Origin of the sequence: Oscillibacter sp. (assembly GCF_032018205.1) — a bacterium.
GTDB lineage: Bacteria > Bacillota > Clostridia > Oscillospirales > Oscillospiraceae > Oscillibacter.
The window spans coordinates 1-19,350 of sequence record NZ_DALZOY010000009.1; the positions used below are offsets into that span (position 1 = coordinate 1).

Below are 19,350 nucleotides of genomic sequence, written 5' to 3' on the forward strand. Positions count from 1 at the left end.
TGGTGGTCTGGGTGGGCATGATGCTGCTGGACTGGCTGATCGGCAGCGCGGCGGCTTTCAAGAAAGGGAAATGGAGCAGCGCGAAGCTGCGGGCCGGCGCGTGGCACAAGGGCGGCGAGGTGGTGATTGTGGTGGTCACTCTGGTGGCAGACTGGTTGATTGGTCTGGTTGTCGCAAATATCCCCGGCATTACGTTGCCGTTTGAGTATTCCGTGCTTTTGGCGCCGTTGGCAATTGTGTGGTACATCATCGGAGAGCTGGGTAGTCTCGCGGAGCACGCCGTGACCTTCGGTGCGCCGGTGCCGGGGTGGCTGGTGTCTGCACTCGAAGCGGGGAAAAAGGCCGTGGACAGCGCGGGGGACAAGCTGACCGGGGATAAATAATTGTAATCCGGCCGCAGGCGCGGCAAATCATAATTTTACGAAGGGAAGTACATAACCATGAGAAAACCTGACATGAGGCGCAGAACCGACCGGGCGGGGCAAACCATCGAGGAAAACGGGTTTCGCTATTCCTATGACACGGACGGATATGCAAAAAGCGCGGTGAAGATCAGCGACAGCCCCGGCGTGATCGTCGACGGGAAGCTGATCCCCGGTGAGCCGATCAAGCGGCCCGGGAAGCAGGAGTAAGGCAAGCGGGGCGGGGCTGTGTGCCCCGCCCCCGGAAGAAAGGATTTTAGATATGAAACAGTACATCGGAACAAAAATGATTCAGGCGGAGCCGGAGGAACAACTTTACGATTCGCGGGGCAACCTCACACACCGCCCCGGCTATAAGGTGCGTTATGCCGACGGTTACGAGAGCTGGTCCCCGAAGGAAGCCTTCGAGGAAGCCTATCGGCCCACCAACGGCATGAGCTTTGGGTTGGCTATTGAAGCGGCCAAGCAGGGAAAAAGAATCCGGCGGTACGGCTGGAATGGAAAGAACCAGTATATCGAACTGGCATCCGCCATCAGCTACAAAAATCCTAATGGCGAGGTTGTCAACGCAGACCATGATGCAATCGGGAACAAGGCGTTTGCTTTCTGTGGGACCTCCGGTGTGCAGATGGGGTGGTTGGCGAGTCAGGCGGATATGCTTTCGGACGATTGGGAAATCGCGGAATAAGGAGGTACTTATGGAACTTTTAATGAAGCGGCTGGCAAATCTTTTGACAATTAAGAGCATTGTTACGGTCGTTCTGACGGCTGTTTTCGCCGCATTGGCTCTGCGCGGGACCATCTCTGGCGCGGACTTCCTAACGGTGTTTACGGTGGTCGTTGCGTTCTACTTCGGGACGCAGGCGGAGAAGGTGCAGAAATGAGCGTGAAAACCTATTCCAAGAAAAAGATCGGCGGCGTGCTGCTGTCCGCGAATTTCAAAGTGGCGGAATTTGCCTGCCACGATGGCAGTGATACCGTGCTGATCTCTGAGGAGCTGGTGGCGCTGCTCCAGAAAATCCGGGACCATTTCGGAAAGCCTGTCACCATCAACAGTGCCTACCGCACGGCGACGTGGAACGCCAAGCAGGGCGGCGCGCCCAAGTCCCAACACCTGCTGGGCATGGCGGCAGATATTTCTATTGCGGGCGTGTCACCGCTGACGGTTGCGCAGTATGCGGAGTTCTTGCAGCCGGGGGCCGGAGGCATCGGAGTATATAAGTCCTTCACCCATGTGGATGTGCGGAGCGCCCGGACGCGCTGGGACAGCCGCAGCGGCACGGAGAAGGCCGTGGCCGGGTGGCTGGGGTATACGGAAGTGTCCGAGCTGGACAAGGCCGTGGACAAGCTGGTGAGCGCCGGAGTAATCGACAGCCCCGACCGCTGGAAGTCTGGGAACTGGACGAAGCGGGCTGTGGAACTGCTGATTATCAAGATGGCCGCAAAAGTATAAAGAATGAAGTCGCCCGGGGGGTTCCCCGGGCGACTTTTTGATTTTTGCACAGGATGCCACCCTGAAATAAAGGCCGCGGATTTGTATTGGACTTACCATGGGTAGGCTCCGGTGGGGGAGTTACGCTATACCGAAATTGAATTGAACTACCAAATTATTGGCCTTATTCAGCCGTTAGCCGCACCTTAATGCAATTTTCACAAGGCTTTTGAGCGTTAAATTCTTCAATACAGCAAGAAAGCTGAAATTTGTTTTCTTCTAAAATGGAAAGAATGTTTTGACAATAGTATCTGGGAATATACCCAATTAGTTCGTTGTTTTTGGTGATTAATCTAATTGCATTTTTGTCCCAGCTATTATTTGGTTCGGGCGCCAAAAACACTGTATCATTGGGCTTCAAATATAATGCTGCATTGCTGCAAGAAGAATCCCCGTCAATAGAATTTTCTACGTTGCAACCAATATAGTGGCGCGTTCCAGCTACGTAAAAGGTAATATCAAACGGCGCCTGTCCTAGAGCTGGAGCAAATTCAATAGTATCGATAGGCAATTTAGAGCCGCCGTTTTTTAGCAGCAAATACTCATCATATTGCTTAATATGATATTTATCCAAAATATTAGAAATATCTCTGCGCTTTTTATCTGGAAGCCGACTGGAAAACACAGGGAATAGAATATCGCTCACATATTCTTTATTTAAATCCTCAAATCCAATTAACTTTTTAAAGCCCTCTTTAATAGCATTTTCTACGTCATCAGAGTATTTAAAAGTATATTTTACTCCTTTTTCAAGCTGTCCCACCACGTGATTCTGCCTTGTGGAGGGGTTTTTCCAGATGAGTAGCAAAGTATTATTTAAATTCGTCATTCTATTCGTTTGCCTCCCTACAGATGAATGAATTACAGATATGCTCTTTTTTTGCTAATATAAAGAGGTTAATCAGTTTCTTTTTTTTAGGAGATAAAATGGGGTCCGGGAATGCTTCGAGTATGGGCGCAATGCTATCATTGCTAATCTTATTATATATGTTTTCGATAAACGGTATTATATCATCATAGAAGTTGCTTTTAATGTGGTTTAACATTTCATCATGGGTTGGAGCTTTTTTAGAGTCTTCGTTGACTCGTATTTTCGTTCTTGATTTCGACCCGACTAGAGCATCGAAGCGCCGAACATCTCTAAGAATGTCATCAACCGCATCCTCAAGAACATAGCTACAAAGGGAAGATCCATTATCATAAAGAGGGGCAAATTTGAAGAGGTCCGCCTTTGTATCGAAAATATAAGCCCAATTACTCTGGTGCCTGTCAGAATTTCCTATCAACGCATCAAATACCATCATTTTCAAGACATCAATCAAACTCGATGTAAGATACTGCTGCTCTATGTTATAGCTATCAACAAATTTTATAACACGCTGAATCATACCAATAGAATAGTACTTCTTCGATTTTTCACAATATAGTGCACCCGGGTTAAAATCTTTGTACATTTTTGAAATGAACCAAATGCCCTCCAATAGACTTTCCTGTTGTGCATTTATTATGTTATAACCCATCGATCCAATGCGACCATTGAAGGATCCAATATCTACGTGCGCACATGGTATATTTAATAGTTCGCACAATAAAAACGCAATTTTTTCGGAAACGTGTTCCGTCGTAAATTCGGATTTTGGATATTTGAAGAGCCCTGTCTGTCCATTCTTCTGGAGCCACGATTTTTCGCTGCGACCACTACCTTCGGCAGCTCCCTTATACAATGCCCATGAATTAAAGTCAAGAATATCCATCGGCTCACTACCTTCCGTGCATTAATATTATGCGAGGAAAAGCGCAAACGACCACGATATGATTTATTTCTAAATCATATATCGATCTATTTATAAAGTCAACAAATATTACTGCGCATTTCGGACTGTCCTTGGCAGGCCATCATCAGGCGGGGTATATCCGCTCCAACTCGAAGATTGCCCAGCGGAGTGCGGCTGCTGCGTCCGGGCCTTTGGTGCGGCCTAGCAGCTTGTACAGGCGGTCGATGCGTTTTTGCTCCAGCGTCATAGTGTGTTCCTTTCTACCGGCCTATTGCCCGACTGGCGGGGCTTATAGTTAAAACTCAAATTTTGCAAAACCGATTTATGGCTTCAAGCTTGAACATTTGATATCCAGCATCTTTTATTGCGTTTACAAGCTGGTGCATCGTGTAGTCATCATTGAGAGTAACCATTGCATCTTTAATGCAGCAACCACACTCACCAGTGATTCCATCAAAATAAACCTTTTTCATCTTCAAGCCCTCCTGCCTTTCACTTCCTCAAATTCCTTACGATCACCCACGTGCTCAAACAAATGCTGATCCCCAGCAACACATAAACGACTTTATCCATCTTGACACCTCGCAAGCGTTTTGTTATTCTTAATATGTGGGGGAGGTTTTGCCCTCCCCGCGCCTATCGCCTTATGTTCTCGTAAAGGAGAATCAAAGCGGCGATTAGGTTTAATAGTGCGGTGGCGAGGTTGATGTAGTGGTCAGGCCCGCCGCCGCTCTTTTTTCGCTTGCTCGTGGTGCTCACCTCCTTTCCATGGTCTTAGTATAGTCTTATATAAGACATATTGCAATAGTGAGAATAGCCAATCTTATATAAGATGGTTTGTGCATTATTGACGTATATAAGACGCGGGATTTGTGGTATAGTATGTCGGGGTGATATTATGGCAAACAGAACTGACTATAAGAATCAGTGGATGAAAGAAAACAGAGACACAAAGCTCCTGACGCTCCCCAAGGGCCGCAAAGCCGAGATACAGGCCGCAGCGGACGCGGTAGGGGAGAGCCTGAACGATTTCATATGCAAGGCCATAGACGAGCGCATGGAGCGCATGGAAAGGAAATAAAGCAATCCCCCCACCGACTTTTCAGTCGGTGGGGGGATTTTTCGACTCCAAATTCGTGTCCATCTTTTAATTATTATTAAATAAGCCCTATTCTGCCTTAAAAAACAAAAGAGAGCATATTCTTATCGGCTATCAAAGAAAGAAGCCGTGTCGCAGGGAGCGTTGCGGGAAATAGTACTGGGAAAGCATGAGTGTGTTTAAATGCCGAAAACACATTGATTTAAGTTTAGCATAAGCCGTTCAAAATATTTGAAAACTATATTGACAGATAATAGAAAATAATGTAATCTATTGGAAAAAGAAGGTGATTCCCTCGACTAATTTGACATCAAGCGAATATGAAATATTAACGGTATTGTGGTCCAATCCAGATGGGCTTACTGCAAAAGAAATTAATATGCAGAAGCGAGCTGAACTGTGGAAGGATTCTTCTATTCATTTGATTTTGGATAAGATGTTGAAGCGGGAACTTGTGACCGTAGGGGGTCTTGAGCGCTCGGGAAAAACTTATAGCCGAGTTTTTAAGGCGACAATTACCCCAGAGCATTATGCGCTTATGCAAGTCAAGCGAAACGCAGTGTACTTCAAAGATAAGCGTATAAAGGGATTTTTTTCGGCTTTAGTAGATAGTGACGAAATTTCATTAGAAACAATTGATGAGATTGAGAAACTCCTGAAGAAAAAGAAAGATGAGTTTTAATGGGTGTGTCGGTCTTTACGTTCCTAATGTCACTGATCTGGTGTAATGTTTTTATTCTTCTTGGCGTATTATGTCGAAGAACTTTGGCGCTTAAGCATGGTGTAAACTTAATTCTTGCGATGATTGCAGCCGGGATTGTGAGATTGCTGGTACCCATTGAACTACCCACAGTGATTGTAGTTCGATCCGAAGAGATCATGCCGTTTTTTCAACGCTTTTTCAGTGCTCAGGCATTTGAAATGCACGAGCACTCTGTTAACTGGTTAGATATAATTTTAGCTATCTGGATTGTCGGAAGTGTAATGCATTTGTCGCTGATTGCTTGGACACTTTTTCAGCAGAGCCTAAAGATTCGCAGAATGAGAACAGAAGACCATCCACGAGTTTCAAAACTGGCAGAGGAACTTGGACGCGATTTTAAAATGACATCAAAATGTCGTGTAGTTGTTTCGCCTGATGTAAAAACTCCGATGCTCGTGGGATATTTTTCACCGATCATCCTATTGCCGCCGCTTGCTTTAACGGATGATGATATGAGATATGTTCTGTTGCATGAATGGAATCACTTTATACATAGGCATTTGTGGATTAAGCTACTATTTAGCACTTTTTGCGCATTGCTCTGGTGGAATCCACTTGTGTATATGGCGGAAAGTGATTTGGATTACCTTCTTGAGGTAAGTTGCGACCGGGCTTCGGTGCGTAGTCTAAATACAGAAGAGCGTATTAAGTATGTCGAAGCTACGAGCAATGTTATGAAACAGTTAGTTACACTAGTTACCCGGTCTACCCTCTTTGTGGGATTTATAACGGCGGCTCCAGATCGAATTGTTCAGCGGTGTGAGTTGATTTTGTTCCCGCCGAAAAAGATAAGTAAGACGATAAAGATTCTTACGATTGCTTCCCTGATTTTTCTTATTATACTTTCTTATGCATTTGTTTTTCAGACTTTGTACAGGCCGCCAGAAGACGATTCACCGAAGGTAACAGATGTTAGTATCGTCCCCGAACATTCATACTTGAAGGAAAAAGCGGATGGTAGTTTTCTGTTATACATTAATGGGGAACCCCGTGACTCGCTGAGTAGGGAAGATATAAATTATCCTCCCTTTTCAGATTTACCAATACACAAATAAGAGTTTTGGAGGAATTAAAATGAAAAACAAGAAAAAGCCATTGACATTTATCCTTGCGGCGCTATGTTGCTTAAATCTAATAGCTGTGCCGGCAGCTGCTAGTCAACTTCCTGAAATTACAGAGGATAGCATTGTAAGCCCCCAGGCGGAAGAACGCGAGTGGATTTACAGAATATACGAAGGGAAGTATCAAAAGAGACTGTGGTCTCTTACCTATGGGTATTGGCTGACAGATTGGATTGATTGCGTTGTTTAATTGGTACGATCTAAACACAAGAATATCTGGATTGATTTTTGAGAAAATTAATTTAATTCGAGATGCATTAGATGCTTTTCCTGATAAGCAAGAGGATATGTCCGCTAAAAGAAATGCAGTGGACAAACTGGATTTACTGGAAAGGTTTGTTCAAGAGGCATTCTGATCGTCTTTGCTTATGTATAAGTCTTCAGCGCATATTTGAACATTGAGCAATGCTTGCTTCATCTCCTCCAGTTTATTTACCGTCTCTGATACGGCGTTGAAAAGGAGAAGGTATTCAGCAGATAAGTTTTCCATAGTAGTTTTCCTTTCTAAAAATTTACTGTTACTTATAGTACGCCAAAGAAACAGTAAAAAATGTGGAAAACTGTCGACAAGTTACAAAAAAATTAATAAAACGACCCTCAAGTAATGATTCTTGGGGGTCGTTTCTATTTTTATAATCATAATTTAGTATAAAAATGAGAAAAAAGTCCTTTATGAAGGAGTGATTACCCCCAAAGCTGACGGCGATTTTGACGGTAATCTGACGGCGTTTAAGAGAAAATGCGGGTATTTAAAAATGCTATAAACTTATAAATAGCAAAAACCCTTGCGGCACTCTTTTCTTAGAGCCGCAAGGGTTTCACATTTTGGTGGGGGAAGATGGATTCGAACCATCGAAGTCGTAGACAACAGATTTACAGTCTGCCCCATTTGACCGCTCTGGAATTCCCCCATATTCATTTGGAGCTGGTGGACGGATTCGAACCCCCGACCTGCTGATTACAAATCAGCTGCTCTACCAGCTGAGCTACACCAGCGCATCCAACAGCAAAAGTTATTCTAGCAGACAGTGAGAGGTTTGTCAACCTTGTTTTTTTATGGGAGGGTGATTTTTATGAGAAAAATACCATACAGGGGACAGGAAGGTCCCCGCTGTGGGCCGTGCGGTGGGGAACTGTGCCCGGGAGAGTCCTACTGGCAGATCAATGGAGAGCTGATTTGCGCCGCCTGCCTTCCGGAATATGCCCGGGGAGAGTTGGAGCCTTTTCGCCGAGTGCTGGGAAAAGAGGTGAACCAGTGATGACACTGATTGAGATGTCTGTTACATATCGGGCCGGGGCTGAGGCCCTGCGTCTGCGCATTTGGGAATTGAAACAGAAGCGGCAGAGACAAGCCGATCCGGAGGAAATTTTTCGCCTGACTCGGCGCATTGCGGAGCTGGAACCGCTGCTGCGGGAGGCGCGGGAGCTGGCTGCGGTGACTGCCCATTATTACGAAAGGGGGTATCACAAGGATGAAAAGTACTGCTTCTAATGCTTTTTCCACCCGCTCCAGCGAGTGGATGGGAGACATGACAGTGTGGCTGCGGGAAAACGCCGGGGACAACGGAGATCGTCTGGCCCGTCTGCGCCGCCAGCTTCATTTGGCCCGCCAGCGGGAGCTGACGCCTCGCCAGCGCCAGTTTTTGGAGAGGTACTTTGACGACGGGCTGACCATGCGGGAAATTGCGGAGGAGGCGGGCGTAGACCCCTCCACCGTGTCCCGGACGCTGCACCGGGCAAAAGAGCGTCTGCGCCGCGCCCTGCAATATGCGCTGTAAGGAATTTCCCGGCTTTGCCCCTTGTGCTTTTGGCTGAGCTGACTGCGGGATGCCAGCCGAGCGGGGACCATAGGGAAGGGACAAACGCCTTTGGCTTGAGAAGCGTGAAAAAATAATCCCCCCGAAACTCGCTGTTCCTGCGGATTTCGGGGGGGTTTTATCGTTTAAGTACGGCTGGGTGAAAGAATCAGTATCTTATGCCGGTTTGACAAAGGTTGCGATAAACCAAATGGTTACCGGCTGATAAATAATATCCACCAGAAATGCGCCCACAATCGGCACAATCATCATTGCCCTGCGGGAAAGACCATACCGCTCGTTGACGGCGGTCATATTGACAATTGCCGATGGGGTCGCGCCCAGACCGTGTCCCATCAGTCCGGCGCACATAACCGCCGCATCATAGTTCTTTCCCAAAATGCGAAACACCACAAAATAGGCAAACAGCGCCAGAGCAACCACCTGGCAGAGAAGGACAATCAGCATGGGGCCGGCCAATCCGGCCAGTTCCCACATTTTAAGTGTCATCAATGCCATAGACAGATACAAGGCCAGCATGACATCGCCGATTTTTTCTACCATAGGATAGTCAAATTCATAGAACTTAATTTTCTCATTTAAATTTCGCACAATGATGGCCATAAACATAGCCCCAACATAGTCCGGAAGGCTCAGAGGATTGGGAGAGACCAAATTGATTAGAATGCTGATCCATTTGGCGACCATTGTGCCGAACGCCATGCAGAACAAGATGGCCGTGACATTTTTTATAATGTCCAACCCACTCAGCGTTTTTCCTGTGGAAACATTGATTTCAGTAACACTGGTATCAAAATTCTCGCTCTCGTCCGGTTTCAGGTTGTATTTCTCAATCAGACGGCGTCCAAGAGGGCCGCCGACAAGCACGGCGGAAATAAGACCGAATGTCGCCGCCGCTGCGCCCACCAACGTACCTTGTGCATATCCGATTTCAGCAAAGCTCTTTCCATAGGCCGCCGCCGCGCCGTGTCCGCCGATCATTGAAATGGCGCTGGAGAGAAGTCCGTATGCGGGGGCAAGGCCCGTGAGCGAGGAAACCACGATCCCAATGGTGTTTTGAATCACGGAAACAACTCCGGCGATCAGCCAGTAGATCACCAGCAAGACGCCGCCCTTTTTCAAAAGCTGTACACTGGCGCCCAGTCCCACTGTGGTAAAAAACGCCAGCATAAAGGGAGCCTGAAACGTTGTGTCAAAGGTAAACGAATAAGCTCCGCTGAAGTGGCCAATCCATGTGATCAGCATGAAGATGAAGCCGCCCACAACCGGGGCTGGAATGCAGTATCTTTTTAAGAAGCTCAATTTGTTCGTTACGTAGTATCCGACCAGCAGCAAGACTGCGGCCAGGGCCAGGGTTGTAATCATATCTGTTTTGATGTTCAAGACTTGGTCTACGTTTTCAAAAGACATAAAGGCATACCTCCTAAATTTAGCACGCAAATTTTCTTGTGGTTGCTCCCGAAGCTGTCCAACTTACTCCTTTCATCCGAAGCTTAATTTCTTGTTCTAAAATACTATGAGCAAGTTTCGTGCCAAAAGAATCCCCCCCAAAATCCCCCTGTTTTTGCACAAAAACAGGGGGCGGAAGAGGGTATGTGCAAATTTTGCACCGCAAAATTTGCACATACCTTCTGTTGTGGCCTTTCCACAGCATGTGTTATAATGTTGTAAAGATTTCAAGGAAAAACGACGGTCTGTGACACCCGCTGATCTAATCTCAAAGAGCCGGCGTCTTTATGACACATCAAAACGAGGGGTGAGCGAAATAAAACGATTGCTTGGTATTTTGGTGAGCGTGTTGATTTTGTCAGTGCTCACTCTGCCCGTCGCCGCCGAAACACTGCGGGTTGCGGGAGACGAAAATTTTCCTCCCTATGAATTTGTAGACTCCGACGGAATCTTTAAGGGCTTTAATGTCGATTTAATGAAAGCCATCGGTTTATTTACTGATTTGGAATTTGAGTTTCTTCCCATGCCGTGGGAAGAGGCATATGCCTCTATCGAAGCCGGACAAGCCGATATTATTCAGGGAATGAAGGTATCCGAAGCCCGAAAGCTGCGCTTTGCGTTTTCGACTACATCGGTCCAGAATACCGACTCTATCTATATTCGCTCAGACACCAAAGGAATCAAGACTTTCGACGATTTGGCAGGAAAGCGGGTAGGGGTTGATTACGGCGATACACGCAACGCTTTTTTAGATACCTTGGAAAACGTCTCTGCTATTTCCTATCAAAACCCGGAGAAGGCGCTGCTTTCCCTGCATCGCGGAGAAGTAGACGCGATGATTGGAAACACGCTGGTAATCAGCTATTTTAGCACCAGAAACAACATTTCCGACGAGGTGACGGTTGTTGGCAAGGCGTTTAACCAGCAAAACTACGCCATTGCTGTCGCTGTGGACAGTACGGAGCTTTTGGCCCGCCTGAATAAAGGCATCGAGGCAGTACAGGAGAGCGGTATCTACGATCAGATCTACCGCAAATGGTTTGGCGTACCCGTTTCCAGCCCCACGCAAAACATTGGACTTGTTGTGGCGGTTGCAGCGGGGGCGATTCTCCTGATTATGGGCATTATTTACATCTATCACCGGATCAATTGGCGCCTGAAAGCAATTATCGCAGAGGAGACGGCAAAGGAAAAAGCTGCCATGGACAAGCTTCGGGAGTATGATAAGCTCCAGTTTATGGATCGGATTATCTCTTCCATTGCTCATGAAATTCGCAATCCGCTTACCTCTATCCGGTTTTATGCCGAACAGATTCCTGGGAAAATCAGCGACCGGGAGTTTATGATGGCGGTGGCGGAAGATATCCCGCCGGAAATTGAGCGGATTGACGCGCTCATTAAAGAATTTATTGAGTATACGGTCCCCCGCACGCCGCTTCAGGAGTCCATTTCCCTCAAAACTGCTCTAGAACAGGTGCTTACGTTTCTTCATATTCAGATGCGGGAGATACAAGTGGATATGACTGTTCCGCCGGATTTGTTTATCTTATTTGATCGAAATCATCTGCGGCAAATTTTGCTGAATATTTTGATCAACAGCATTGATGCTTTAGAAGGAGTTGGCGATCCGCGAATTATGATTCACGCTGCCGCCGATGGCGGCATGGCGGTCATTGAGTTTTTTGACAATGGCGGGGGTGCCGACGAAGAAAGACTTCCCTATCTTTTCGACCCGTTTTATACCACCAAGCAGAGCGGAAACGGGCTGGGCCTTTTTATTGTCCACCAGATGGCGGAAGAAAACGGCGGATGCGTGTCCGCATGCAATCAAGCCGACGGGATGATGATTCGGCTGTCCGTCTTGCGGCAAACGTCTGCAACACCGTAATGCAAGGGCCATTTAAAGCACCTCTTGCAATTGCGGTAAGCCGCGCCATGGCACTTTTGCCGGATTGCGCGGCGGAAAGGAACTGTCACAAATGATTAAAATATTGGTGGTAGATGATGAACCACCCATCTTAAAATCCCTTTCTTTTGCACTGAAACAGGACTATCAGGTTTATACCGCACAAACAGGGGCGGAGGCGCTGCGTCTTCTGGAGGGGGAGTACATCTCGCTGGTTCTTTTGGACCTGCGGCTGGGGAAGGAGAACGGCATCACGCTCATGCGGAGTATGCTGCAAATCAACCCGGATGCGGCAATTATCATCATGACGGCATACTCTTCCATAGAAAGCTCAATCGAAGCCATCCGTGCCGGTGCATTCTATTTTGTCACCAAGCCGATTCAAATCAATCAACTGATGCTTTTGCTGGAAAAGGCGGCGAGCCAGCTTTCCCTTCAAGAGACTATTTTGGGTCTGAAGGATGTGATTCGCAACAGTCTCATCGGAATTTCCCCGCAGATGCAGGCCATTTATCATCTCATTGACCGGGTGAAAGATACCAAGGCCAGCGTGCTGATTACAGGGGAGAGCGGAACGGGAAAGGAACTGATTGCCAACAAGCTGCACTTTTCAAGCAACAGAAAAGAAAAGCCGTTTATTGCCGTTAATTGCGCCGCCCTGCCGGAATCACTTCTTGAAAGCGAACTGTTCGGCTATAAAAAGGGCGCGTTTACCGGGGCGGTTAAAGATGAGCCGGGAATTATCTCCAAGGCCGACGGTGGCACGCTATTTCTCGATGAAATCAGCGAGATGGAACCCCGGCTACAATCCAAGCTGCTGCGGTTTTTGCAGGAGGGAGAGGTGCGGCAAATAGGCGGCGACAACCTGCGGGTCAACGTGCGGGTCATATGCGCCACCAACCGGGATCTGGATCAGGAAATCGAGTCCAGACGCTTCCGCAGCGATCTGTATTATCGAATCAATGTCATCAATATCGCTGTGCCGCCTCTGCGGGAGCGAAAAGAAGATATATCCGAGTTGGTCCCGTTTTTTATCCGAAAATATGCCGCGGCTTATGGGAAACAGGTGTTTGGCATTCTCCCGGAAGCCATGGCTCTGCTGAATCGGTATCATTTTCCGGGGAATGTGCGGGAGTGTGAAAATATCATTCAGCGGGCGGTATTGCTGTGCAGTGGAACTGAAATCGGACCGGAGGCCCTCAATTTAAAATATCAATATCCTGCCACAGAGTTTGGGCAGGAGGATTATATCCGTGTTTACCCCTGTAAGACGATGAAGGAAATTGAACGGCAGGTGTTGGCCTTTTATCTCAAGACAAACAAAAACAGCCGGCGGGAAACTGCCCGTACGCTGGAAATCAGCGAGCGGGCATTGCAGTACAAAATTAAGGAATACGGGTTATAGGTTTTCCAGTGACACCCGCAAGGCCGGGTACAATTGAACTGGATGAACGCCCCAGAGGTTCGCAAAGCGCGCATAGAATCCCTCGCGGACGACTACGCGCCCTGCAATATGCGCTGTAAGCAATTTCCCGACTTTGCCCCTTGTGCTTTTGCCCTGCTTTACGTATAATAGGCTTGCGACAATCTTTGCTGTGCTTGAACCCCGCGGGTTCCTTTGGGAGCCGGGGAAATAGAAGGAGGAGCCTTATGATTTACACCGCGCTGCACAACCGCTGGCTGCGTCTTCTTGGTGCCGTATTCGGACAATTCCTCGCCGCGCTGGCGATGAATTTATTTCTGGTTCCCATGCACCTGTATACCGGCGGAGTAATGGGATTCAGCCAATTGCTCCGGACGCTGATGACGGACTATATGGGGATGAACTTCGGGCAGTATGACATTGCGGGAATTCTCTATTTTCTGTTTAACATTCCTATTCTGCTCCTTGCGTGGAAGACGCTGGGGCGCGGATTCGTTGTCCGGACGTTGATCTGCACGCTGGCGTTCTCTGTTTTTTACTCGGTCATTCCCGCAGCGACGACCCCCATTGTGGAAGATATGCTGACTTCCTGTCTTCTGGGCGGCATTATCACGGGCGTAGCCTATGGCATCGTGCTGACCTGCGGCTGCTCCGGAGGCGGGCTGGACGTGGTGGGGCTGGCGCTGGCGACCCGTGGAACCAATATTACCGTGGGCCGGTTCAGCTTGGGGATCAACGCGGTGCTGTACACTGCGTGCCTCGTGCTGTTCAGCCCGGAAATTGCTATCTACTCCGTGATTTACAACTACTTTTCCGCCACCATTCTGGACCGGATGCACCAGCAGAACATCTCCATTCAGGCCATGATTTTCACCAAGCAAAATGAGAAGGAACTGGCAAAGTATATTACCGAATCCTTCGGCCGGGGCGTTACCTATTGGATGGGGGTGGGGGCCTATACCGGGGAGAACGTGCACGTGCTGTACGTGTGCCTGTCCAAATACGAAGTGGAGGAGCTGCGTCGGGCGGTTCACACGATGGACCCTCACGCGTTTTTTGTGATCCAGTCCGGTATTGAGGTGGACGGCAACTTCCGCCGGAATCTGGGGAACTGAGAGGCGAACACAAAATGGCGGGCCGATGGCTTTCCTGCGAGAGCGCCTGGGGGAATCCGAAGGCGTGGGGATTTTTACAAGTTTGCCGGAGACCCGTGCGGGAAAGCTGCACAAGGCTTCAGAAGAAGAAACGAAGGACAGATAAAGAGCGCCGCTTGGGCGGCGCCCTTTTCATGAAAGGGGAGCATAAAAGCGATGCGGCTGCAAGGCGCGATTTTTGATATGGACGGAACCCTGCTGGATTCCATGGGGGCGTGGAGAACGCTTGGCTCCGGCTTTATCCGGCGGCAGGGGAAGGAGCCGGAGGAGGGGCTTGACCGAACGCTTCATGCCATGAGTATGGAGGAGGGAGCGGCCTACTGTGTGGAGCGGTATGGCCTGGAGGTCAGGCCGGAGGAGATTTCCCGGATGCTGTACGCCGAAATGGAGGAGTTTTACCGGCTTCAGATCAAGCCGAAGGCGGGGATTGAGCGGCTGCTGTCCGTTTTGAAGATGGAGGGCGTGTGGATGTATGTGGCCACAGCCACGGACCACCCCTTGGCGGATCTGGCGCTGGAGGTTTCGGGTCTTGGAAAATATTTTCGCGGACTGCTCACCTGCGGCGACGCGGGCCATGAAAAGGACCATCCGGAGGTATATGAGATGGCTTTGCGCCGGCTGCGCTGCCGGAAGGAGGACACCGTGGTGTTCGAGGATTCCCTCTTCGCCCTGCGCACGGCCAAGGCCGCAGGGTTTCGCACGGCGGCCGTCTATGACCCGTCCGAGCCGAATCAGGACGCCATGCAAGCGGAGGCGGATTATTACATCCGCTCCTTTGAGGATTGGACGCAGACGGAATGAGGGGCGCTGGGCAGTCTTTCCGCGCCTGAGACAACCAGCTTAAAAAAGGCAAAAAGGGGCCGCCGGCGAGTAATACGCCAGCGGCCCAAATGGGTGGGATATTGGAAAGCTTCCATGACTATCGTACTCCATACGGCCCAAAAACGCAAGGGGGAAAATTGGTCGATTTTTCACTTTTTATATACGAAATGGCTTTTCATGCAACAGTGTTCAAGAAAAAATCCGCAGCTCCAAAAAGGAGCTGCGGATTTCTTTGATTACTTTCTTCTCTTGCCGCCGCGCTTTCCATCCACGCTGCGATTCAAATCAGCCATTTTTCCCTCGGAAGCGGAGAGAAATTTTTTTAGCTTGTCCTCAAAGTCCACGTCGCCGGAAGGCGGAATCGCCTGCGCCCGAGCAGGGCCGGAGCGGTTTGCCGGTGCATATCCGCCGCCGGCAGGACGCGGCCCGCCGCCTACAGCAGGGCGCGGCCCTCCCACGCCCCGGGGAGCGAAGGACCGGCCTTCCTCCTGAGGCAGCGCCTTTTTAATGGAGAGATTGAGCTTTCCGTTTTCCGAGGTCAGCACCCGGACTTTAACGCTCTGTCCCTCCTGCAAATAGTCGTGGACGTCGTTTACGTAGCTGTTTGCGATCTCCGAGATATGTACGAGGCCGGAGCGGCCTCCTTCCAGGGCGACGAACGCGCCAAACTTCATAATGGCGGTTACCTTGCCCTCCATGATGCTCCCAACCTCAGGCTCTACTCCCATACTGCGTCCTAGTTCTCCCTTCTCAGGTTTCGTTTGTCCGCCGAAAGCGGAAAGATATTCAGATGACCGGCAGGGCGCGCCGCGCCCATGCCGCTCAATTGCTCACATCGTAGAACACACGGTCCCCCGGGGCCACCAGTCCCAGCTCATCCCGGGCGATTTGCTCCATCTGCTCCTGCGTGCCGCCGCCATCGATGGCCTTTTGCAGATGGTCGTTGCCCTGTTGGCTGTTGCGAACCTGCTCGCTCAGCAAGATCTTCTGGGTTTCCGCCTGCTCCACCTGCGTCCGCAGATGGTACAGCTGTAACCCGAGGGCGACGATGAGCGACACCAGCAGCAGCTTTCCGAACAGGCCCAGCCTGAGCTGCCGGCGGCTTTTTTTTGGCGCGCCTGTCTTTGCCACGGCTGCTTCCTCCCCGACCGATTTTGTAACGCCGACACGCAATTTTCTCTATTGTATAGCATTTTTTCATAAAAAGAAAGATGTTTTTCAGACGAAGGCCCATTTTTTTGGAGAAATTTTTCAGCCAAATCCAAGGAATTTGCAGCAAATGAAGCAAAAAGTCCAGCGTATCGGCCCAAAAATCCCAAATCGGACGCAGGAGTGCGGAAAACAGGGTGAAAAACAGTACCGTGCCGCCAAGAGTGCCCACCAGCGCAAAAATGCGCAGTTGCCCCTGCGTTCGGTTCAGGGCAAAGAGAAACAGCGCGGCGGCGGCCCACAGGCAGTAGACCACGTCCAGCACCCAGGCAAACTTTGGCAGACGAAAACGGAAGGGGCGAAGCAGATCGTGGGCCACCCCGATGGCCAGCCCCAGCAGAATCGACTGGAGAAATATCCCCAGCTGCTGGTCCACAAAGTTCCGCATATCATCCCAGCAGCCGCCGCAGCAGCCCTCCCCGGCTTGCGGAAGGCTCCTCATAGGACAGGGAATCAATTTTCCCGTCCACCCGCAGCTCTCCGCCCTCCAGCGAGAGCTGACCGATGTGCAGCTCTTCCCCGGTTACCACCAGCGTTCCGGCGGCGGTGGACATGACAATCCCCGTTTCGTCGAACCGCTCCACATCCTCCACGCCGGAGACAATCAGGTGCTCCCGTCCGTTCAGCTCAACCCGATGGGCCTGCGGCATGGCGTTTCCATAGTCGTTCATCTTACGTCCCTCCCCGGTCTGCGCCGGTCCAAGCCGGCGGTCACACCATTCTATGGGAGAGTGCGGCGGATTATGCCCCGCCGGAAATTTCGCGGTACAGGCCCGCCGCGTCCGCCTGACGGACATTCTCTGAAACCGCCAGAACCTCCACCGTCAAGGTCCGCACGCCGAACCGCAGAGAGAGCACGTCGCCCACCTTCACCTCATAGCTGGCTCTGGCGGGCTTGCCATTGGCCATTACAAGGCCGCTGTCGCAGGCTTCGTTAGCCACGGTGCGCCGCTTAATCAGCCGCGCGGTTTTGAGATATTTGTCCAGCCGCATAAAGTCGCTCCTTTTAAAAACTTTATAAAAATCTTGGATTGGAAAACGCGCGGGGGGACTTTCGTCCCTCCGCGCGAGGCGTTTATTTAACGTTGCCGCGCTTACTGTGCGACGGTGTCCTTCAGCGCCTTGCCGGCCTTAAAGGTGGGGATCTTGGAGGCGGGAATCTTGATCTCCTCCTTGGTCTTGGGGTTGCGGCCGATGCGCTCGGCGCGGCTCTTCACTTCAAAGGAACCGAAACCAACCAGCTGGACCTTGTCGCCCTCTTTCATGGCGGTGGTGATCGCGTCCAGAGTGGCGGCAATAACAGCCTCGGCTTCTTTCTTGGAAACCTCCGTCTTGGCGGCAACAGCGTTGATAAGCTCAGCTTTGTTCATTTGTATTTCCTCCTATAAAATTCACATCTTCCAGAATATATCTCAAAGCGAAGTCCGCTTTTAAGATTCGTGTTTTTTGGCCTGTTCCCACAGGGCCGTCTTTTCCTCGAAAGGTAGGGAAGCAAGGTCTCCGGCGGCGTGTTCCTCCACAAAGCGGAAGCGGCGGGCAAACTTGTCACACCCGGCGTGCAGCGCCTCCTCGGGGTCTATCCCGTAGCGCTGGGCAATCCGCGCGGCCACAAATAAAACGTCGCCCACTTCTTCGCGGATGCCGTGGGGCGCGTCCACAGGGCGGGAGGCGTCCTCCGCCGCTTCGCGGAGCTCGGCGACCTCCTCGGACAGCTTGTCCATTGCGCCGGAGGCTTCCGGCCAGTCAAATCCGGCATTGGAAGCCTTGCGCTGAATTTTCTCGGCCCGCCACAGGGCGGGAAGCGTTTTGGCAACCGCGTCCACCGCGTCTGAGGCAGAGGTCTGGCCCTTCTCTCTGCGCTTCATGACCTCCCAGCGGGCCGACTCCTCGGCGGAGTCTTTGACCTCTTCGGAGCCAAACACATGGGGGTGGCGGTAAATCAGCTTTTTGCAGATGCCGTCCGTCACGTCGTCCATGGTAAAGCCGCCCTGCTCGCGCTCGAGCTGAGCGTGAAACACCACCTGTAAAAGCACGTCGCCCAGTTCCTCGCACAGGGCCGCCGGGTCGCCCCGGTCGATGGCCTCCGCAGTCTCGCAGCACTCTTCCAAAAGGTTTCGCCGGAGGGAGACGTGATCCTGCTCCCGGTCCCAAGGACAGCCGCCGGGGGAGCGAAGCAGCTCCATAATCCGAAGAAGGTCCTCATATCCGTATCGGGGCTTACATTGAAAATCTATCATATCTTTTCTGCCTTTGCAAGATAAATTCACGGGAAATGCTTGATTGTTCAGGTTTTTTTCACTTCAACCTTAAAATTTTTGCCAACTTTCTGCCATGAGGCATGGATTCCAGATCCTCTGCCCGGAGAATTCGCAAAGCCAGCACCAGAATGCCGTACACTACAACGGCCACCGCAATGGCGCCCAGGGTGGCTGCGGCACTGACCAGATACCCAGAGCCGGGGCCTGTCAGCAGACGGCTGAGAAGGCCGTGGGCAGCCCAAGCGGAAAGCCCCATCGCCACGGAAGCGATGGCCGGTTTTGCAAAGATCTGGAGATACCGGGGCTTTTCCGGCGAGTATTTCCACACAAAGTACAGGTTGAATCCGGCAATGACCAGATAGCAGCAAAGGGTGGAGATGGGGGCGCCCATGATGTTGATGGAGGGCGTGCCCACCAGAACATAGTTCATGGCAATTTTGGTGACGCCGCCGGCAACCATAGTGTAAATCGGAATTTTCTCCTTGCCGTAGGACTGCAAAATAGCATTGGTCAAATTCATCAGGCAGATGAAGATGCACGCCACGCCCTGCACTCGCAAAAGCGGCGCGCAGGCAATGGCGTCCTGCACCTGCGCGGGATACAGCAGCAGCAGAATCGGCCCGGCCAGAACGCTTAACCC

29 protein-coding genes, 2 tRNA genes and 1 pseudogene are annotated in these 19,350 nt (G+C 50.5%); 16 read left to right on the top strand and 16 right to left on the bottom strand.

Annotated features, from left to right (window positions below; all coding sequences use genetic code 11):
- From RTU96_RS08315 to RTU96_RS08335, 5 genes are all read left to right on the top strand, one after another.
- A partial coding sequence (locus tag RTU96_RS08315; RefSeq protein ID WP_312636066.1) for a phage holin family protein occupies positions 1–383 on the top strand: 383 nt, incomplete at its 5' end.
- A 72-nt stretch (positions 384–455) separates the two neighbouring features.
- Entirely contained in the window at positions 456–632 is a 177-nt protein-coding gene (locus RTU96_RS08320) for a hypothetical protein (protein WP_312636067.1), read from the top strand.
- Between the two features lie 52 nt (positions 633–684).
- The gene (locus RTU96_RS08325) at positions 685–1,110 is read left to right on the top strand and encodes a DUF2829 domain-containing protein (RefSeq protein ID WP_312636068.1); all 426 of its coding nucleotides are present in this window, start codon (positions 685–687) and stop codon (positions 1,108–1,110) included.
- A gap of 10 nt (positions 1,111–1,120) precedes the next feature.
- Entirely contained in the window at positions 1,121–1,306 is a 186-nt protein-coding gene (locus RTU96_RS08330; RefSeq protein ID WP_312636069.1) for a hypothetical protein, read from the top strand.
- A complete protein-coding gene (locus RTU96_RS08335; RefSeq protein WP_312636070.1) occupies positions 1,303–1,875 on the top strand; it encodes a D-Ala-D-Ala carboxypeptidase family metallohydrolase in 573 nt (190 codons plus the stop codon). Before RTU96_RS08330 ends, RTU96_RS08335 begins: the two co-directional genes overlap by 4 nt.
- 163 nt (positions 1,876–2,038) lie before the next feature.
- Here RTU96_RS08335 and RTU96_RS08340 read toward each other — a convergent pair whose 3' ends face one another.
- The 4 genes from RTU96_RS08340 to RTU96_RS08355 all read right to left on the bottom strand — a co-directional run bounded on the left by RTU96_RS08340 (position 2,039) and on the right by RTU96_RS08355 (position 4,162).
- Entirely contained in the window at positions 2,039–2,743 is a 705-nt protein-coding gene (locus tag RTU96_RS08340; protein WP_312636071.1) for an HIRAN domain-containing protein, read from the bottom strand.
- 1 nt (position 2,744) lies between these two features.
- Entirely contained in the window at positions 2,745–3,668 is a 924-nt protein-coding gene (locus RTU96_RS08345) for a HipA domain-containing protein (protein ID WP_312636073.1), read from the bottom strand.
- A 145-nt stretch (positions 3,669–3,813) separates the two neighbouring features.
- Entirely contained in the window at positions 3,814–3,936 is a 123-nt protein-coding gene (locus tag RTU96_RS08350; RefSeq protein ID WP_312636074.1) for a hypothetical protein, read from the bottom strand.
- Between the two features lie 55 nt (positions 3,937–3,991).
- Positions 3,992–4,162 carry a hypothetical protein gene (locus RTU96_RS08355; protein WP_312636075.1) on the bottom strand — a complete coding sequence of 57 codons (171 nt, stop codon included), beginning with the start codon at positions 4,160–4,162 and terminating at the stop codon, positions 3,992–3,994.
- Between the two features lie 425 nt (positions 4,163–4,587).
- Here RTU96_RS08355 and RTU96_RS08360 point away from each other — a divergent pair, with 425 nt between their 5' ends.
- The 4 genes from RTU96_RS08360 to RTU96_RS08375 all read left to right on the top strand — a co-directional run bounded on the left by RTU96_RS08360 (position 4,588) and on the right by RTU96_RS08375 (position 6,862).
- Complete coding sequence (locus RTU96_RS08360; protein ID WP_312636076.1) at positions 4,588–4,770, top strand: hypothetical protein; 183 nt, start codon at positions 4,588–4,590, stop codon at positions 4,768–4,770.
- Positions 4,771–5,092: 322 nt separating this feature from the next.
- Positions 5,093–5,470 carry a BlaI/MecI/CopY family transcriptional regulator gene (locus tag RTU96_RS08365; RefSeq protein ID WP_312636077.1) on the top strand — a complete coding sequence of 126 codons (378 nt, stop codon included), beginning with the start codon at positions 5,093–5,095 and terminating at the stop codon, positions 5,468–5,470.
- The gene (locus RTU96_RS08370) at positions 5,470–6,606 is read left to right on the top strand and encodes a M56 family metallopeptidase (protein ID WP_312636078.1); all 1,137 of its coding nucleotides are present in this window, start codon (positions 5,470–5,472) and stop codon (positions 6,604–6,606) included. The genes RTU96_RS08365 and RTU96_RS08370 overlap by 1 nt, the downstream gene beginning before the upstream one ends.
- 19 nt (positions 6,607–6,625) lie before the next feature.
- A complete protein-coding gene (locus RTU96_RS08375; RefSeq protein WP_312636079.1) occupies positions 6,626–6,862 on the top strand; it encodes a hypothetical protein in 237 nt (78 codons plus the stop codon).
- A gap of 150 nt (positions 6,863–7,012) precedes the next feature.
- On the opposite strand, the gene RTU96_RS08380 is transcribed toward RTU96_RS08375, so the two are convergent.
- The 3 genes from RTU96_RS08380 to RTU96_RS08390 form a co-directional block, all read right to left on the bottom strand.
- Positions 7,013–7,162 carry a hypothetical protein gene (locus RTU96_RS08380; RefSeq protein ID WP_312279071.1) on the bottom strand — a complete coding sequence of 50 codons (150 nt, stop codon included), beginning with the start codon at positions 7,160–7,162 and terminating at the stop codon, positions 7,013–7,015.
- A 336-nt stretch (positions 7,163–7,498) separates the two neighbouring features.
- Positions 7,499–7,583 (bottom strand) — tRNA-Tyr (locus RTU96_RS08385).
- 9 nt (positions 7,584–7,592) lie between these two features.
- Positions 7,593–7,668: transfer RNA gene (locus RTU96_RS08390), tRNA-Thr, on the bottom strand.
- Between the two features lie 77 nt (positions 7,669–7,745).
- Here RTU96_RS08390 and RTU96_RS08395 point away from each other — a divergent pair.
- From RTU96_RS08395 to RTU96_RS08405, 3 genes are read left to right on the top strand one after another with little or no spacing between them, the layout of a single operon-like run.
- The gene (locus RTU96_RS08395) at positions 7,746–7,931 is read left to right on the top strand and encodes a hypothetical protein (protein ID WP_312636080.1); all 186 of its coding nucleotides are present in this window, start codon (positions 7,746–7,748) and stop codon (positions 7,929–7,931) included.
- Positions 7,931–8,164: a hypothetical protein gene (locus RTU96_RS08400; RefSeq protein ID WP_312636200.1), complete on the top strand. Its 234-nt coding sequence runs from the start codon at positions 7,931–7,933 to the stop codon at positions 8,162–8,164. Before RTU96_RS08395 ends, RTU96_RS08400 begins: the two co-directional genes overlap by 1 nt.
- The gene (locus RTU96_RS08405) at positions 8,145–8,450 is read left to right on the top strand and encodes a sigma-70 family RNA polymerase sigma factor (protein WP_294856456.1); all 306 of its coding nucleotides are present in this window, start codon (positions 8,145–8,147) and stop codon (positions 8,448–8,450) included. The genes RTU96_RS08400 and RTU96_RS08405 overlap by 20 nt, the downstream gene beginning before the upstream one ends.
- A gap of 195 nt (positions 8,451–8,645) precedes the next feature.
- Here the strand turns inward: RTU96_RS08405 and gltS are convergent, their stop codons facing one another.
- Complete coding sequence (gltS, locus tag RTU96_RS08410) at positions 8,646–9,899, bottom strand: sodium/glutamate symporter (RefSeq protein ID WP_312636083.1); 1,254 nt, start codon at positions 9,897–9,899, stop codon at positions 8,646–8,648.
- A 346-nt stretch (positions 9,900–10,245) separates the two neighbouring features.
- On the opposite strand from gltS, the gene RTU96_RS08415 reads away from it, so the two are divergent.
- From RTU96_RS08415 to RTU96_RS08430, 4 genes are all read left to right on the top strand, one after another.
- Positions 10,246–11,826: a transporter substrate-binding domain-containing protein gene (locus tag RTU96_RS08415; protein WP_312636084.1), complete on the top strand. Its 1,581-nt coding sequence runs from the start codon at positions 10,246–10,248 to the stop codon at positions 11,824–11,826.
- A 91-nt stretch (positions 11,827–11,917) separates the two neighbouring features.
- A complete protein-coding gene (locus tag RTU96_RS08420) occupies positions 11,918–13,249 on the top strand; it encodes a sigma-54 dependent transcriptional regulator (protein WP_312636085.1) in 1,332 nt (443 codons plus the stop codon).
- 245 nt (positions 13,250–13,494) lie between these two features.
- On the top strand, positions 13,495–14,382 hold the full coding sequence (locus RTU96_RS08425) for a YitT family protein (RefSeq protein WP_312636087.1): 888 nt from the start codon (positions 13,495–13,497) through the stop codon (positions 14,380–14,382).
- A 195-nt stretch (positions 14,383–14,577) separates the two neighbouring features.
- Positions 14,578–15,222 (top strand): HAD family phosphatase, encoded by a 645-nt coding sequence (locus RTU96_RS08430; protein ID WP_312636088.1) that lies wholly within the window; start codon positions 14,578–14,580, stop codon positions 15,220–15,222.
- A gap of 257 nt (positions 15,223–15,479) precedes the next feature.
- Here the strand turns inward: RTU96_RS08430 and RTU96_RS08435 are convergent, their stop codons facing one another.
- The 8 genes and pseudogenes from RTU96_RS08435 to RTU96_RS08465 form a co-directional block, all read right to left on the bottom strand.
- A complete protein-coding gene (locus tag RTU96_RS08435; protein ID WP_312636089.1) occupies positions 15,480–15,971 on the bottom strand; it encodes a S1 RNA-binding domain-containing protein in 492 nt (163 codons plus the stop codon).
- 94 nt (positions 15,972–16,065) lie between these two features.
- Positions 16,066–16,374, bottom strand: a complete 309-nt coding sequence (locus tag RTU96_RS08440; RefSeq protein ID WP_312636090.1) for a hypothetical protein — start codon at positions 16,372–16,374, stop codon at positions 16,066–16,068.
- Positions 16,375–16,588: 214 nt separating this feature from the next.
- Positions 16,589–16,894 (bottom strand): annotated as a pseudogene (gene yabQ / locus RTU96_RS14765) (spore cortex biosynthesis protein YabQ); the annotation flags it as partial.
- Positions 16,842–17,123 (bottom strand): YabP/YqfC family sporulation protein, encoded by a 282-nt coding sequence (locus tag RTU96_RS08445; RefSeq protein ID WP_293009085.1) that lies wholly within the window; start codon positions 17,121–17,123, stop codon positions 16,842–16,844. The gene RTU96_RS08445 and the pseudogene yabQ, both read right to left, overlap by 53 nt.
- Before the next feature lie 70 nt (positions 17,124–17,193).
- Positions 17,194–17,445 carry an RNA-binding S4 domain-containing protein gene (locus tag RTU96_RS08450; protein ID WP_293009083.1) on the bottom strand — a complete coding sequence of 84 codons (252 nt, stop codon included), beginning with the start codon at positions 17,443–17,445 and terminating at the stop codon, positions 17,194–17,196.
- A 101-nt stretch (positions 17,446–17,546) separates the two neighbouring features.
- Positions 17,547–17,822, bottom strand: coding sequence for an HU family DNA-binding protein (locus tag RTU96_RS08455; RefSeq protein WP_293009082.1), 276 nt, complete (start codon positions 17,820–17,822; stop codon positions 17,547–17,549).
- Between the two features lie 60 nt (positions 17,823–17,882).
- Positions 17,883–18,689, bottom strand: a complete 807-nt coding sequence (gene mazG, locus RTU96_RS08460; RefSeq protein ID WP_312636092.1) for a nucleoside triphosphate pyrophosphohydrolase — start codon at positions 18,687–18,689, stop codon at positions 17,883–17,885.
- Between the two features lie 58 nt (positions 18,690–18,747).
- On the bottom strand, positions 18,748–19,350 hold a 603-nt coding region (locus RTU96_RS08465), incomplete at its 5' end, for a polysaccharide biosynthesis C-terminal domain-containing protein (RefSeq protein WP_312636094.1).